The organism is Candidatus Hydrogenedentota bacterium, from assembly GCA_013359265.1.
Lineage (GTDB): Bacteria > Hydrogenedentota > Hydrogenedentia > Hydrogenedentales > SLHB01 > JABWCD01.
In genome coordinates this window covers 41,669-57,514 of record JABWCD010000028.1, presented here as the reverse complement: position 1 = coordinate 57,514, position 15,846 = coordinate 41,669, and the positions used below count along the sequence as shown (strand labels likewise).

Below are 15,846 nucleotides of genomic sequence, written 5' to 3'. Positions count from 1 at the left end.
CCATAAGGTCGCCCGCGCTGGTGCGACCGGCTTCGGTTCACGCCGTAGCTTACCGCCTACAACTCCTTCGATCAAGTCATCCTATACAATCTGTGGTAGGGCCTATGACGCCCGACCACAAAGGCTGGTGTATACTCCGGTAACGCCTCGCCGAGGCCAACGAGAAAGCCGGTTGCGTTTCCGCGGCGACTTCGGCATCCTGTCGTTCCCTTTTCGTCACATGGGCGTGTAATGGCATTTGGGTGGAGTGCGGTTTCATGCAGAAAATCCTCAAAGTCTTTGTTATGGCCGCCGTGCTGGCGGGCGCGTTCGCGGTGTACTCGTACGCGAGCGGACCGTCGATAGCGAGCTTTAAGAGTCTCGGCGAGCAATACGACGTCCGCATCCTGCGCGACACCTGGGGCGTGCCGCACATTTTCGGCAAGCGGGACGCGGACACCGCGTTCGGTCTCGCGTACGCACACGCGGAAGACGACATGCCTACCATTCTTGAAGCGCTGTTGGCAGCGCGCGGCCACATTGCGAGCGTTCAAGGCAAGGACGCCGCGCCGATCGATTTCATGGTGAACCTGCTGCGCGTATGGGATGACGTTGATGCCAAGTATGAAACGGACCTTGCGCCGGATACGCGCGCCATCTGCGAAGCATATGCGAACGGGCTGAATTACTATGCGGCGCTGCACCCGGGCGAAGTGCCGCGAAGACTGCTTCCGTTTACCGGGAAGGACGTTGTCGCCGGGTTTGTATTCAAAGGCCCGTTCTTCTACGGGCTGGACAACGCGGTGCAGGAGTTGTTCGGCGCAGAACGGCGCCGCACGGTTTCCGAGAAGAATCCGGCGCAAGCCGCGGCGCAATTTCTTCGTGACGATATCGAACTCGGATCGAACACGTCCGCGGTCAGCCCGAAACGGTCCGCGGACGGCAGCACATTTCTCAACATCAACTCCCACCAACCGTGGGAAGGCCCGGTGGCGTGGTACGAGGCCCATCTCGTGAGCGAAGAGGGTTGGGACATTGTCGGCGGCACATTCCCCGGCGCGCCGCTGATACTGCATGGTCACAACCGAGACCTGGGTTGGGCGCACACGGTGAATAAGCCTGACCTGATCGACATTTTCGTGTTGGAGATGAACCCGGACAATCCGAACCAGTACAAGTTCGACGGTCAATGGAAAGACCTGGAGGCGCGTAAGGCGAAAATCAAGGTCAAAATCTGGGGTCCGATCTCCTGGACGGTGAAGCGCCCGGTGTATTGGTCCGTGTACGGTCCGACGGTCAAGCAGGAACACGGCGTCTACGCGATCCGCTACGCGAACATGGGCGACATCCGCCAGGTCGAGCAGTGGTACCGGATGGGCAAATCCACGAACATGACCGAGTGGCTGGACGCGATGAAGATGCAGTCGATCGCGTCGCTCAACTGCGGTTACGCCGACCGCGAGGGCAACATTCTCTACTTGTACAACGCGAAGTTTCCCAAGCGCGCGGAGGGGTACGACTGGAAACAGTACCTGCCCGGCAATACGTCCGAAACGCTGTGGACCGAGTTTTATCCGTTCGACGCCACTCCGCGCGTGGTGAATCCGGCTTGCGGATTCATCTACAACTCGAACAATACGCCTTTCCGCGCTACGGCGCTCGACGAAGACCCGAAGCAGTCCGACTTTCCAAAGACGATGGGTATCGAAAACCACATGACGAACCGGGCGCTGCGCGCGTACGAATTGCTCAACGCGGACACTTCGATTACCGAAGAGGAATTCACCGAGTATAAGTACGACCGAGCCTACTCCGAGGAGTCCGAAGTCGCACAGGGCTGGCGCAAAGTTGTGGAAGCGCAGGCGCCGGACGATCCGGTGATCGCGGAAGCGCTTGACGTGTGGAAACAGTGGGACCTCAAGACTGACCCGGAGAATACCTCCGCGGCAATCTGCGTACTCACGATCGGTTCGGGATCGGACAACGATGCAAAAGTCGATAACCTCGACAAGACCTTCGCGCTCATGAAGGATGTCGCGCTTGAGCTGAAGGCCGCGCACGGGAAGATCGACGTGGCGTGGAGCACGGTGAACCGACTCCACCGCGGCGACGCCAACATCGGGCTCGGCGGCGGTCCGGACATTCTGCACGCGGTGTATGGATCGCGCGTGGCCAACGGGAAGGTGGACGGCCTGGAAAATGGGCAAATTCACGGGCGCGCCGGCGACTGCTATGTTCTGCTCGCGGCGTGGGACAAGGACGGCACGGTGCGCTCGCGGAGCATCCATCAATACGGCAGCGCAACCGCGCGCAAGGAGTCGAAGCACTACGCCGACCAGGCGCCGTTGTTCTGCCGACGCGAACTCAAACCGGTCTGGCTGGACGAACCCGAAATCCGCGCGCATCTGGAATCCGAATACAAACCGGGCGAAGAACGGCACTAAACCGGCAATCGCGCAAGTGCCTTCTTGCCGATGTCGCTGCGGAAGTGCGCGTTCTTGAATTTGATATGCGAGACGGCGTCGTAGGCGCTGACGACCGCGCGGCGGATATCCGGGCCGATGGCGGTAACATTCAGGACACGTCCACCGTTGGTGACGACGTCTCCCCCACTTTGCTTCGTTCCGGCGTGGAATACCTGAACGGCTTCGTCTATTTCCGCGGCATCGATTCCGGTAATGGGCAAACCTTTCTCGAATGCGCCAGGATATCCGCCGGACGCCATGACGACGCTGACGCAGGCGTCGTTCGACCATTCGATCGTTGCGCGGTCGAGGGTGCCGTCACAGCAGGCGAGCATGATGGGCACGATATCGGAATTGAGTAGCGGCAGCACGACCTGCGTTTCCGGATCGCCGAAACGGCAATTGAATTCGATGACCTTCGGTCCTTCCGGCGTGATCATCAGGCCCGCGTAGAGAACGCCGCGGTACGGCGCGCCTTCGCCGGCCATGCCGTCGACACAGGGCTGCAGAATCGTGCGCATGATTTCCGGGAGCATTTCTTTCGGCACGACAGGCGCGGGAGCGTATGCCCCCATGCCGCCAGTGTTGGGGCCGGTATCGCCGTCGTGTGCGGCTTTGTGGTCCTGGCTGGGAACCATGGGGACGACATTGCGGCCGTCGCAGAACGCCAGGATTGAGGCTTCTTCGCCGAGGAGGCATTCCTCGACGACAACGGTATGGCCGGCCTCGCCGAAGACTTTGTCCGACATCATGGCGCGAATCGCGTCCATCGCTTCGTCTTCGGAGCGCGCGACTGTTACGCCCTTGCCCGCTGCAAGGCCGTCGGCCTTGATCACGATCGGTGCGCCGTGTTCGCGGACATAGGCGGCGGCCGCGCCGGCGTCGGTGAACGTCGCGTAGCGCGATGTCGGGATCGCGTATTTCTCCATGATTCGTTTTGCGAAGGCCTTGCTCGCTTCAAGTTCCGCGGCGGCCTTCGATGGGCCGAATATCTTCAGTCCTTTGTATTCAAACACGTCGACGATGCCTCGCGAGAGCGGGTCTTCCGGACCGACGACTGTCAGGTCGATCCGGTTTTCGATCGCGAAGGCGAGCAGCGCGTCCAGATTGGAGCCGGGTATGTCGAAGCACTCGGCAAGTTTGGCGATGCCGGGGTTGCCGGGCGCGCAGTAGAGTTTCGTGACGAGCGGACTTTGCGCGATTTTCCATGCGAGCGCGTGTTCGCGCCCGCCGCCCCCAACGACCAGTACGTTCATGAATTACTCTTCCCCCGGCTCGATGCTTTTCAGGTAGTCCGCGATGACCTGATCGTACTGCGCGGTACACGCGAACGCTTCCTGGGCGAGGCGGAACCGCGTCTTGAATGTGACTTCGCCGTCGTGCGCGCGCAATTCGTGCATGACGGTACCGTAGCGTTCGGGATTGACAACGCAGGTCACGTAACGGAAATTCTTCGCCGCGGAACGGAGCATGGCCATGCCGCCGATATCGATTTGTTCGATGACTTCTTCCGTGGTTACGCCGGGCCGGCTGATCATTTCTTCGACAGGGTGCAGGTTCACGGCGCAAAAGTCGATCCATTCGTAGTTGGACGCCTTGAGCTGCTCGGTGTGGAGCTTGCTCGCGCGCAGGCCGAGCAGGCCCGCGTGAATTTTTGCGTGAAGCGACTTGACGCGGCCGTCCATCATCTCGGCCACGCCGGTATAGTCGCCCATGCTGACGGCTTGGATGCCGGCGTCGTGCAAGACCTGCAAGGTCCCGGCGGTGCTGATGATTTCAACGTCGTACTCGCGCAGCAGGTGCGCGAGTTCGACGACGCCGGTCTTGTCGTGGCAACTGATGATGGCCCGCGTGATCTTCGCCATTCGCACCCTCCCGCTCCTGCGCTCTGCACAGGGACAAAAAGTATAGCGCACGTCCGCCGCCGGGGTAAATCGCGAGTTGCGTAGTCGTAACGCGCTCCGTTACTGTACGAGACATTCCCCCACAAACACGGTGAGGTACGCGATGTTTCCTTCCATATTTATAGCCTGCTGCGTTGCACTGGCCGCGCCCCAATACGAGGCGCAGACCCTATTTCCGGCGGAACCGTTCCACAATCATGGGTCCAGTATCGTCGAGACGCCGGAGGGCGATTTGCTCGCGTGCTGGTTCCACGGGAGCGGCGAGAGAAAGTCGGACGACGTGCAGGTCCTGGGCGCGCGCAAGAGGAAGGGCGACGCGGCGTGGAGCGCGCCATTTACAATGGCGGATACGCCGGACCTGCCGGACTGCAATCCGGTCCTGTTCGTCGATCCGCGCGGAAAGCTGTGGCTGTTCTGGATCGCAGTGCAGGACAACGAGTGGGGCGGGTCGTTGCTGAAGTATCGTGTCGCGTCGTCGTACGCGAAGGACGGCCCGCCGGAGTGGGAATGGCAGGACGTCATCCACTGCCGTCCAACTGATCTCGATCCGCTGTTTTTCAATGCGCTCACGGAGGCGGAGACGTTGTACGCCGACGCGCTCAAGTCGAATGAAGGGTTGAAGCGCGACATCGAGGCGATCAAGGTGCGCGGCAAGGAGAAACTGGTGCAGCGATTGGGTTGGATGACGCGTCTGCATCCGATCATGCTGTCGGACACGCGGATGATGCTTGGGCTGTATTCGGACGTGTTCAATTGCTCGCTCGCCGCGTTTACCGACGACTGGGGCAAGACTTGGCAGTTTAGCAGGCCCATTGTTTCCGCGGAACTTGGGAACATTCAGCCGTCGTTTGTCAGGAAGAAGAACGGCGACGTCATTGCGTTCATGCGCGACAACGGCTTCCCGAACCAGATTCGGCGTGCGGTATCCAACGACGGCGGCATGTCGTGGGGACCGATCGAGAAAATGGAGATTCCGAACCCCGGTTCGAGTGTCGAGTGCATTGCGCTCGCGAGCGGGAACTGGGCGTTGGTGTGCAACGATACGAAAAATGGGCGCCATTTGCTGACGGTGTATCTGTCGGACGACGAGGGCGCGACGTGGACGTGGAGCAGAAGGCTGGAGAATTTTGAGAGGGAGAAAGGATCGGGATCGTATCCGTCGCTGATACAGAGCAAGGACGGGGCGCTGCATTGCACGTACTCGTTTGTGCGGCAGGGCGTTGATGGATCGACGATCAAGCATGCGGAGTTTAACGAGGAATGGATCAAGGAAGGGAAGTAGTGTGCGGGGGGGGGGATGTATTTTGGATTTTGGATTGAAGAGAAGAACGGACCGGAGATTTGTGTACGTGAAGATTGAATCTCGATGAGTGGGGATCGAGAGGATCGATTACGAGGACGAGCACGAGCATGAGCGCGATTGACAGCGCGGGCGCGAGCGTGAGCCGGCAGGGGCTGATGTTGAGGCAAAGCGGAGCTTTTCAAGAGCGCGTTACGAAGTGGAAACCTCGTAACGAGTGCGACGAGCGCGAGCGGGGATCGAGGGGATCGATTACGAGTACGAGCACGATTACGAGCACGAGCACGATTATGAGCGCGATCGACAGCGCGCGCACGAGCACGATTACCAGCGCGAGCACGAGAAGACTGGGGGCAGGATGCGTGCGATTGTTTCTGAAGATCGAATTCTCTCATGGTTGTTACGCGGCGCAGATGGGTGCTAGTGGATAGAGGGACACGTCGTTCGGTGCGAGATCGAGGACGAACCCGCGCTTGGGGATTGTGCGCACGATGTCGGCGCGGTTGGGCGCGGCGTCCTTGATGCGCTCGATTAGGCGCTTCTTTTGGAAGTGCATTTGGTTCGATTCGACGACGGTACTGCCCCAAATCGCGGAGTAGACCTTTTCATACGCGATGCATTCGCCCGGACATTCAGCGAGCGTGCGTACAAGGCGGTATTGCTTGTCCTGCAAGCGAACGGGTTTGCCGTCAACGAGGATTTCGCCAGGGCGCCGGTCGTCGACAATGAGGACCGGCGGGGAGGTGGGTGGGCGGACCTCCCCGCCGGAAGCGGGAGGGGACCCGCCGAGGTTTCGCAGCCCCCATGAATGCAGTTCATGGGCTACGCCCGTGGGCACCCACTGGGCGAGGACTTGGGGTGGGGTGTCGGCAAGCGCTTGAGGTGTGTAGAAGCCTTGGGATTCGAGCGCAAGGATTGTGTTTCGATCCGCCACGCGGGCGCGGGCGAGCGGTAAGACGTCCGGGCGCACGCCCAACTGTACGCGTTCGGCAAGCGCCGCGATGCGATCGACAAATGCGCGCGGCGCACCGACGGCGTTGGCGATGGCCGAGGCCGCATCGATGAGCCAACCGATCTGATCGGCAGCGGCGGCGATTTGACCGAACAAGGTGTGGTACTTGTCCTCGATGTCGTATACGCGGACACCGTCGATCCACTCACGGAGGAACAATGCAACCTTGATGGCGCGAACTTCCTCGAAGAATGGCATAAGGTTGCATTGACGCAATCGGTTCATGGGGACGTCGGCGGCGAGGTCCTCGTCGAATGTTTGGCGTTTGAGTTCACTCGGGTAATCGCTGCGCTCGTACTCGCGCGAGGTCAGCGTGACCTGCAACATGCGCCCGTCGGGAGTCAGGGCGGCTGCGAGCATGAGATCGAGATCGCTCCAGATGCGGGTCTCCGACTCGCGGACCCAGTGTGCGAGGTCGAGCGCAGTGGCGATAGTAATGCCTTTCGCGGCAGTTGCCAGGCCGAACGGTGTCGCGGCCAGTTGACCGTTTTGGTCTTTGGCGATCATTCCGCAATCGAGGGCCTTGTTGACGGCGGCGCGGACGCGGAACTCGATTTCGTCCGGGGTGTACATTTCGAGCCAAATCCAGGTGCCGGTCAGGGTCGTATTGAAAAAGTCGAGCAACTCGAGTTCATTCGCGCACGAGCGCGACGAGACCAGCCGCAGGACATGGTTCTCGAGCGGTTCGCGGGCAAGGCGGGGCTCGACGCGTTCGCGATCGCCGTCGACATAACGCCGCCACAGGGTCGCGTCGTCGAACGGCGTCATCGCGATGAGAATGGATCGGCCGAATGGCGCGCCGGAACCGATGCGGCCGGCCCTCCCTCCCATGTTTTCGTATTCCGAGCGCAGGATGGGCGTTTTCCACGGCATGCCAAAGCGCGCGTCGTATTGCCACTTGTCGGACGCGATAAATACGTTGTGCGCGGGCAGGTTCATCCCGACCGCGAGTGTGCTGGTGGAGATGAGGACCCGCACGGTCCCCGCGCGGAACCCCTCCTCGACGATGCGCCGTTCGTCGCGGGAGAGGTCCGCGTTATGGAATGCAACGCCCGCACTGAGCGTCTCGACTAAACTGTCGCGAGAATGGGTCGCCTCGAACTTTCGCAGCGCGTCGATTGCGGCGGCCGCGGGGGCAATGTCGACCCTGCCAGCCATCAGTTCCGCGCCGCGCCGGGACTCGTGTTTGGATTTGACGAAGACAAGGCACGACTCGCCGCGTTCCGCGAACGCGCGGATGTTTTCGGTCAGCACTTCCCAAGACGAGTCGGAGTGGACGTGGACCAACTCCTCTTCGGATTGGGCGTACTCGTTGTAGGTGCGGTATTTGAAGCGGCCCTCGTGGAGCACGCCGTAGCGCAGTTCGACAGGGCGGCGCTCGTGCAGCAGGAGGTCGGCGTTCATCCATTGCGCCAGCTTGTCCGCATGGCCGATGACGGCGGACAGGCCGATCATCCGGCGTTTGCTTTGGAGGATGCGGGTCAGCAGGACTTCAATCTGGGCGCCGCGCTCGGGATCGGAGAGAATCTCGAGTTCGTCGGCGACGATGAGTTCAATTTCCTGGATACGTTCCGGGCGCCGTACGAGCAGTTGAGACAGCTTTTCGAATACGACGACCGCGATCGAGAACGAACCGTCTTCCAGCCGTCCGTCGTACTCGCGCCGGTCGCGGGTGGATATGATCACATCGATGCCGTACTGGATGTATTTTGCGCGAAAGTCCTCGAACTTTTCCTCGGCGAGGGCCTTCAGAGGTACAAGATAGATGACCTTCTTGCGGCGCAGGGCGGTGTGAATCGCGGCCATCTCACCGACGAATGTCTTGCCCGAACTTGTGGGCGCCTGGATTAGCAGGTTCTTGGACGAGAACAGGTTATGACGCTTGATGGCCATTTCCTGGATGGGAAGGAGTGTGTCGCTCTCTTCCTTTTGCCACAGTGCGATGATTTCGGGTGGGATGTCGTACCGCAGCAACTCCGTCATCCGCATGGCCAGAACCTCCAAGGTTTCAGCAACCAACGCGGAGTATACTGTATAAATTTTCAGATGTCAAGAGGTGAATCTGAGATAGTGGACACCTCGCGATTGAGGGCGGTCTAGAGGCGTCGCTATAGCGTCGCGGGGCAGGCGCGATGGTGGGCAGCAGTTCGAAACGATCAAAAGGACTGACAAGAATGGGTAGTCGGGAACGAGATGCCGTGGGATGAATGCAAGACGCAGGGCGAGGCTCGCACGCGGGGTTTCTGTTTCGACGGGTGCTCCCGCAGATGCGGCCTGTATGGACATTATGGACATGATGGACGGAATGGATCGAATGGAATAGACAGGATGCACACTACGCGGCATAGCAGCAGCCGTAGGGTTTCCTCCATCAATCTCAGATTTGAGATTTGAGATTTCAGAGGGCAAGGACTTGGAAATGAAGGGCTGGAGCGAAAACGGCAAGGTCTTTCGTGCTGCCTATTGAGAATCCATGAAAAGGACCAAAGGGACCTAAGGGACCTATGGGACCTATGGGACCTATGGGACCTATGGGACCAAGAGGACGGAATGGATCCTCCTTCGCTCGGAAGCTTCGGAGGGCAAGCTCCCTCTTCGCTCGGAAGCTTCGGAAGGCAGGCTCCGTCTTCGCCGGAGAAGTTCAGGTCGACAACATCAAGATAACAGTTGGCTGTCCATCGTTAGTAACAAGTGGCTGTCCATCGTTAGTACCGTCCCTCATTCGTACCTCATTAGTAAATAACAGGTGGCTGTCCCTATTTAGAGAAGAGCGGATAACTGATCCGAGGGCGCAGCGGGGCCGTCACTCGTTGATGATGATGCGGGGCGTGACGAAGATTATTAGGTCGTTTCCTTTCATCTCGACCTTTCGTGAAAAGAGACTGCCGATTACGGGGATTTTGCCGAGGCTGGGAACGAAGTTCGTTTGGCAACCTGTGGGCACCTGGCCGTTGGGCACGTTTGTGAGCCAGGGTGCACGGTTGGTTTGGAGGGTATCTTGAATGTCGAGAATGCGCATTTCGTTGTCGGACGGACGGGTAAAGATCAGTCTCGGGTACACGTCGAGGGTGCTGTCGAAGAGGCCGCCGTCCACGCGGGTCCGGCGCATGGTTATGTTGCCAGTCGACTGTATCTCGGGTGTGAGGATGATCCGGAAGTCCCATTGTTCCGAGTCCGAGCCGCCGTTGTAGGTAATGGTGGGACGTACGACGCATGCGAGGGAAAGTTCGAGCAGTTCGATGGGAACGGTCGCGGACGAGTTTATGTTCGGCAGGTCCGCATCCTGCTTCCGTTCGATGATGGTGTCGGTGTCGCCGATGTCGTCGTCGCAATACATCGAACTGCCCAACGGCGCACCCTGCAATTCGATTTTGCCCGTGAACGGGTCCGACCCGGGACCAAAGAAGTCGGCACCAATCATACCGGTGTCAATCTCGATAATGGACGCCTCAATCAGCACCTGGGGCGGGCCGCCCTTGCTGTTGTCCGCAGCAGTTTCATAGAGGTCGAGTCCGGCTTGGACGGTGAGCGCAGGAGGGCAACCGGCCAACATTATGGCAAGAGTTCCAAACGCAACGGTGGGTATCCACAGACGAATTGAGGAATGCATAACCGACTCCTCCATCCCCTCGACGTCCCCAAATCGGGAACAGACATTCATCGCTCGAATCCGTTTGCCCGGCGCAGCGTGGCCAATTGGGCATCAGGACAGTTGCCGTGCAACCAACACCCCTTGGGTGAACTCAGCGTACCACCGCGATGTTCGCGCGTCAACGGGGGCGTACGACTGACGAACTCCGGGAGGCGCGCGGTGTCAAACGCTATAAAGCAGTGCGGTTCGGCATGGGAACGGCGGTCTTGTCTGTCCGGCGTTCGTTCCTGTATAGTCTTTTAGTGCGGTGACAGCTCTTTTCAGCGAGGTAGGCATGTCACAGGTTCACATTTTCGTCAGCTATAGTCATGACGATGCGCGGTGGTTCGCGGACGACAAGTTGATGCCGCGGCTCATCAAGTCGCTCGAGGTGATCGGGGCGGAGGTGTGGTATGACCATCGCCGGCTGGGCGGGGGCGACCCGTGGAAGCAGGAGATCGTGGACGCGATCAAGAAGGCGCACGTGGCCGTCCTGCTGGTCAGCCGCAACTTCCTGAATTCCGATTTCATTCGCGAGATCGAGTTGCCGCGTATCGAGCGCCGGTTCGATATGGGCGAACTGATCGTGGTCCCGATATTGGTGGGCCACTGTAACTGGCAGAATGTGCGGTTGCTGAGCCGGCCGCAGATGGTGCCGGGCAAGCCGACGCCGTTGATTAGTTATTTGGACTCGCCCGCCGAGTGGGACCGCGTGCAGGAGGAAATCTTCAGCGCGATCGAGCGGCAGGTGGACCGTGTGCGCGAGAAGTATCACATGGACGCGCCGGTCCGGCGGGAGTCGATGATCGATCCGTCTGCGACGATCACGCGTTTGTCGGGGGCGCTGCCGCGAATTCCGGTGCAACCGCAGATTGAGGAGTCTGCGTCCCCCGTGCGCGACAAGGACCGTGGAGAATCTACTCGGGGCGAAGCGTCGCGGCGGGAGAAGTCCGAATACGACACACAGCCGCGCCACGCGCCGGGTTCCGAGGGGAAGAAGTCTTCCGGACTGAAAACGATCCTAATGCCGGTTGCGGCGGCGGGGTTGGCGGCGCTGGTGACAGCCGGGATTCTCTTGCGCGGTACGCTGTTTGGCGGGGACGCGCCGGCCGGTAACGAGACGGTGCAGGCGCAGGACGTTGTGACGCCGGCGCAACAGGGCATTGTTGCGCCAGCGGTGCAGCCCGCGCCCGGTCAGCAGGCACCCGTTCCGCAGCCGGCGATACAGGTGCAGCCCGCACCCGCGCCGGTGATTGTGCCGAGCCAACCCACACAGGCGGGAATGGTCCCCGGCGCCGCGCCGACACAGCAGACGCCTCCCCCATCCGCGACCGGGCCTACGACACCCATGCCCGCAAGCACGCCGGGTACGACTTCGGCGCAACCCGTGCCGGGGACTGTTTCGCAGACGCCCTCGGCGGAGCCCGCGGCCCCGTCGCCGTCGGCCGAGCAAGCGAAACCCGCGAACGTGACGCAGCCGAAGTCCACGCAGTCGGCGCCGAAACCCGCCACGAAACCTGCGCCCAAACCCGCCGCGCCACCTCCGCCGCCCAAGAAGCCGGCGAACGTGCTGGAAGACGCGGCCCACGAAATCCTTCAGCAGCAGCTTGACAAACTGAAACGATAGAAGCGTTCGCGTGCGACTTCGTCTCACATTCGTGTGGGCTGCAATCCATCTCTTCTCCCTGCTCGTGCATCCGGTGTATGCGCTCGTTGTAACTGTCAACAACGGCGACGCGGTAGAAATCGATCCGACAACGAAGACCGATTTGACCGTGCTGGAAGTGCGGTTTTCAGGGCGCATTGAACCACACGGAAACACGCTGGTAGCCATCGGCGACGGAGATGTGCGCCTGGAGAAGAACTTCGAGCGCATCGTGGTTCCCGAAGGTTGGCGGCACGACACCCACTTTTACGAGGACAAGGGGCTGTTGGTGTTGAGCGAATTTCGACCGAGCCGTCCGCCTGCGTTCCCCGGCGCGCAAGGGTTTGGCATGTATACGATTGGTGGGCGCGGCGGACGCGTGATTGAAGTGACCAACTTGAACGATCACGGGCCGGGGAGTTTGCGCGCGGCATGCGAAGCGAAGGGCCCGCGCACGGTGGTATTCCGTGTTTCGGGAACTATACCGCTTGAATCGGAACTGAAGATCAGGGAGCCGTTCATTACGATTGCGGGGCAGACTGCGCCCGGAGACGGGATTTGCATCAAGAATTATCAGGTTAGTTTCGACACGCAACATTTTATTTGCCGGTACATGCGGTTTCGTCCGGGCGATGAGATGAAGAAAGAACAGGACGCGTTCGGAGGCGAGGGCGACCACATCATTATCGATCACTGTTCGGCAAGTTGGGCGGTGGACGAGACGCTATCCATTAACAAGGCGTCGAACCTGACGGTGCAGTGGTGCATGGTGACGGAGAGCCTGACGAAGTCCGTACACAAGAAGGGGGCACACGGGTACGGGGGGCTGTGGGGCGGGCCGGGCGGATCGTGGCACCACAACATTCTCGCGCACCATACGTCGCGTAATCCGCGCGCCTCGGGCAACGAGGAATCGGGCTTGATGGACTTCCGGAACAATGTCATCTACAACTGGGGATTCAACAGCGCGTACGGCGGCGAGTTGTGGCCGCGGAACTGGATCAACAATTACTACAAGTACGGTCCTGCGACGCGAGAAGACGTGCGCGACCGTATTTTTTTGCAGAAGGACCCGCGCGGAAGAATGTACGCGGACGGCAATTTTGTTTGGGGATTTCCGGAAATCACCGTGAACAACTGGGCAGGCGGGATAGATTTCGCCCCCGATGGCGACGCAACAGAGCAGACCTTGCGTGCATTCCAGCCGTATGTTGTCGCTCCCGTTAATGAGACGCACTCCGCAAAGGCGGCATACGAATTGGTGTTGATGGGCGCGGGATGTTCGGTCGCGCGCGATGCAGTCGACGCGCGGATTGTCGAAGAGATTCGCACGGGTACGGCGCGGTTCGGCGAGACCTATGCAGGCGGTGGGAAGGGTATTATCGATTCGCAGGCAACGGTCGGGGGCTGGCCCGAATTGCGTTCGACGGAGCTGCCCGCGGACACCGATCACGACGGTATGCCAGACGACTGGGAGGCCGCTCGGCGCCTGAACCCGAACGATGCGGCGGATGGGGCGCTCGATAGAGACGGGGACGGCTACACGAACCTCGAAGAGTATCTGGACGCGCTTGTTTCCGGCGGGACTGTTTCCACGCGCTGACGTGTTTGCGAGACGGAGCAATGGGGGAAGGTAGGCGCGCGTGTGGATTGGGCGGCGCATTTTTGCCGGACGTGGGATGGAACCTCAGCAAATTTCCCGTGTTAGACTAAGCGGATAAGTATGTCTATACGGTTCGCGCACAATTGAAGGTAGTAGTTCATGAAGAAGCAGAAACTCTTGACAAGAACCGTGATGGCGGTCGTGGCGGTTGCCGCCGCGGTGTACGGTTACCGGTGGTGGAACGGGACGGATGAGGGAACCGAGGCCTCGTCGCGGGCGATAACGCTTGCGAAGATTGAGCGTGGCGATATGCGGCAGGAGGTTCCGTGTAATGGCCGGGTGGTCTCGAACCTCGATGTCGAGATTAAGTGCCGGGCAAGCGGGGAGATCATCAAACTTCCTTTCGATGTGAGCGACACGGTAAAGAAGGGCGACCTGCTGATGGAGCTCGACCCGGTCGACCAGCAGCGGATCGTGCAGCAGCGCGAGGTGACGCTTTCAGCATCGGAGGCGCGCTTGGCGCAGGCGAAATCGACGTTAAAGGCGGCCGAACAGAACTTGGCGGCCGACCGAATCATGGCGGCGGCGGCGGTCGAGTCGGCGCTGGCGCGCGCCAACGACGCGAGCGCGAAAGCCAAGCGCGAGGAGCAGCTATTCGCGAAGAAGTATTCGAGCGAAGAGTTTGTGGAGACGGCGCAGACGACCGCGATGCAGGCGAAACAGGATTACAACACGGCGGTCGCGCAGGTGGAGGCGTTGAAGGCGCAAGAGGCGGACCTTGAGACGCGGCGGCAGGAGATCAAGCTGGCGGAGGCGCAAATCGAGAACGATCGCATTGCGCTGTCGCTCGCCAAGCTCCAGCTCGACTATACGAAGGTTTACTCGCCCATTGACGGAGTTGTCTCGGATCGCCAGGTGGAGATTGGGCAGATTATCGCGTCAGGGATCAACAACGTCGGCGGCGGCACGGCGGTGCTGATGCTGTCCGACCTTTCTCGGATTTTCATTCTCGCGTCCGTTGACGAAAGCGATATCGGTTCCATCGCGATCGATCAACCCGCGGAGATTACGGTTGATGCGTTTCCCGGCAAGAGCTTCACGGGCCGCGTGGATCGCATTGCGGCGAAGGGCGTGAACCTGCAAAACGTCGTTACGTTCGAGGTGCGCATCGAAGTCGAGGGCGAAAACAAGACTTTGCTGAAGCCAGAAATGACGACGAACGTGACGATTGTGGTCGCGGACAAGTCGGGCGTTTTGACGATACCTTACAATGCCGTTGCGCGGGAGCGCGGCAAGGCCTACACGGTGCTTGCGAAGGCGGACGGTTCCGAGGGCGAAAAGGTCCCTATCGAACTGGGCATCACGAACGGCGAGGCGTGGGAAGTCGTGAGCGGCGTGAATGAGGGCGACACCGTGACGGTCCAGCGGGCCGAGGTGGACAGCGAGTGGAACCGTGACGGCGGCGGGGCGAACAGCGCGCGCGGCCGGATGATGATGATGCGCACGATGGGCGGCGGAGGTAGGGGCCGGTGATCGAAGTGGAGTCCGTCTGCAAGAAGTACGACCTTGGCGGACAAATCGTAGCGGCGCTGGACAACGTCAGCCTTGAAATTCGCGACGGGGAGATGGTGGCCATCACGGGTCCGTCGGGCAGCGGCAAATCGACGCTGATGCATATCCTCGGGTGTTTGGATTCGCCGGACTCGGGCATCTACCGCCTCGGGGGCGAAAATGTTGCGGGTATGACGAGCGATCAGTTGGCCGAGGTCCGGAACCGACGAATTGGTTTCGTATTTCAGACGTTCAATCTGTTGCCGCGCTTGACCGCGTTGGAGAACGTCGAGCTTCCCCTGCTCTACGCGCAGAAGGACGAGGCGAAAGACATGGCGGCGCAGGCCCTCGACACGGTGGGGCTTGGCGATCGCATGAAACATGAGCCGAACCAGTTGTCCGGCGGTCAACGCCAGCGCGTGGCAATCGCCCGCGCGATCGTGACGAACCCGACAATGATTCTCGCGGACGAACCGACGGGCAACCTGGATTCGAAGACGGGCCAGGAGATTCTGGCGTTGTTCACGAAACTGAACGAAGACGGCCGCACAATTATTATGGTCACGCACGACAGCGGAGTCGCAAGCCACTGCAGGCGCGCGGTGCGGCTCTTTGATGGACGGATAGTGGAATCGTAGAGGACCGGCGAAATGGACGGTATTGCAGTATGGTTCGGCTTCGGCTGGTTGAACTCCGCGGTGAAGAGTTTATTTCTCGACGGTCTCGTTGCCGCAAGCGTCGTTGCCAGCTTCGTCG

The 15,846-nt window shown here is 60.3% G+C and carries 11 protein-coding genes; 7 read left to right on the top strand and 4 right to left on the bottom strand.

Going from position 1 to position 15,846, the window contains the following annotated elements:
• Window positions 1-257 precede the first annotated feature (257 nt).
• On the top strand, window positions 258-2,423 hold the full coding sequence (locus HUU46_21050) for an acylase (GenBank protein ID NUM56137.1): 2,166 nt from the start codon (window positions 258-260) through the stop codon (window positions 2,421-2,423).
• Here the strand turns inward: HUU46_21050 and purD are convergent.
• Complete coding sequence (gene purD / locus HUU46_21045) at window positions 2,420-3,700, bottom strand: phosphoribosylamine--glycine ligase (protein ID NUM56136.1); 1,281 nt, start codon at window positions 3,698-3,700, stop codon at window positions 2,420-2,422. The genes HUU46_21050 and purD overlap by 4 nt on opposite strands.
• A 3-nt stretch (window positions 3,701-3,703) precedes the next feature.
• The gene (locus tag HUU46_21040; GenBank protein NUM56135.1) at window positions 3,704-4,309 is read right to left on the bottom strand and encodes an IMP cyclohydrolase; all 606 of its coding nucleotides are present in this window, start codon (window positions 4,307-4,309) and stop codon (window positions 3,704-3,706) included.
• Window positions 4,310-4,451: 142 nt separating this feature from the next.
• On the opposite strand from HUU46_21040, the gene HUU46_21035 reads away from it, so the two are divergent.
• A complete protein-coding gene (locus HUU46_21035) occupies window positions 4,452-5,630 on the top strand; it encodes an exo-alpha-sialidase (GenBank protein NUM56134.1) in 1,179 nt (392 codons plus the stop codon).
• A gap of 128 nt (window positions 5,631-5,758) precedes the next feature.
• The gene (locus HUU46_21030) at window positions 5,759-6,079 is read left to right on the top strand and encodes a hypothetical protein (protein NUM56133.1); all 321 of its coding nucleotides are present in this window, start codon (window positions 5,759-5,761) and stop codon (window positions 6,077-6,079) included.
• Here HUU46_21030 and HUU46_21025 read toward each other — a convergent pair.
• Together HUU46_21025 and HUU46_21020 are read right to left on the bottom strand one after the other, a co-directional pair.
• Window positions 6,049-8,649, bottom strand: coding sequence for a DEAD/DEAH box helicase (locus tag HUU46_21025; GenBank protein NUM56132.1), 2,601 nt, complete (start codon window positions 8,647-8,649; stop codon window positions 6,049-6,051). The two genes, HUU46_21030 and HUU46_21025, sit on opposite strands and share 31 nt — an antisense overlap.
• Window positions 8,650-9,463: 814 nt before the next feature.
• Window positions 9,464-10,321, bottom strand: a complete 858-nt coding sequence (locus HUU46_21020; GenBank protein ID NUM56131.1) for a hypothetical protein — start codon at window positions 10,319-10,321, stop codon at window positions 9,464-9,466.
• A gap of 265 nt (window positions 10,322-10,586) precedes the next feature.
• On the opposite strand from HUU46_21020, the gene HUU46_21015 reads away from it, so the two are divergent.
• The 4 genes from HUU46_21015 to HUU46_21000 all read left to right on the top strand — a co-directional run bounded on the left by HUU46_21015 (window position 10,587) and on the right by HUU46_21000 (window position 15,728).
• The gene (locus HUU46_21015; GenBank protein ID NUM56130.1) at window positions 10,587-11,918 is read left to right on the top strand and encodes a TIR domain-containing protein; all 1,332 of its coding nucleotides are present in this window, start codon (window positions 10,587-10,589) and stop codon (window positions 11,916-11,918) included.
• Window positions 11,919-12,219: 301 nt separating this feature from the next.
• A complete protein-coding gene (locus tag HUU46_21010) occupies window positions 12,220-13,539 on the top strand; it encodes a pectate lyase (protein NUM56129.1) in 1,320 nt (439 codons plus the stop codon).
• 159 nt (window positions 13,540-13,698) lie between these two features.
• Window positions 13,699-15,072: an efflux RND transporter periplasmic adaptor subunit gene (locus HUU46_21005; protein ID NUM56128.1), complete on the top strand. Its 1,374-nt coding sequence runs from the start codon at window positions 13,699-13,701 to the stop codon at window positions 15,070-15,072.
• Entirely contained in the window at window positions 15,069-15,728 is a 660-nt protein-coding gene (locus HUU46_21000; protein NUM56127.1) for an ABC transporter ATP-binding protein, read from the top strand. The genes HUU46_21005 and HUU46_21000 overlap by 4 nt, the downstream gene beginning before the upstream one ends.
• The last annotated feature ends 118 nt before the right edge of the window (window positions 15,729-15,846 follow it).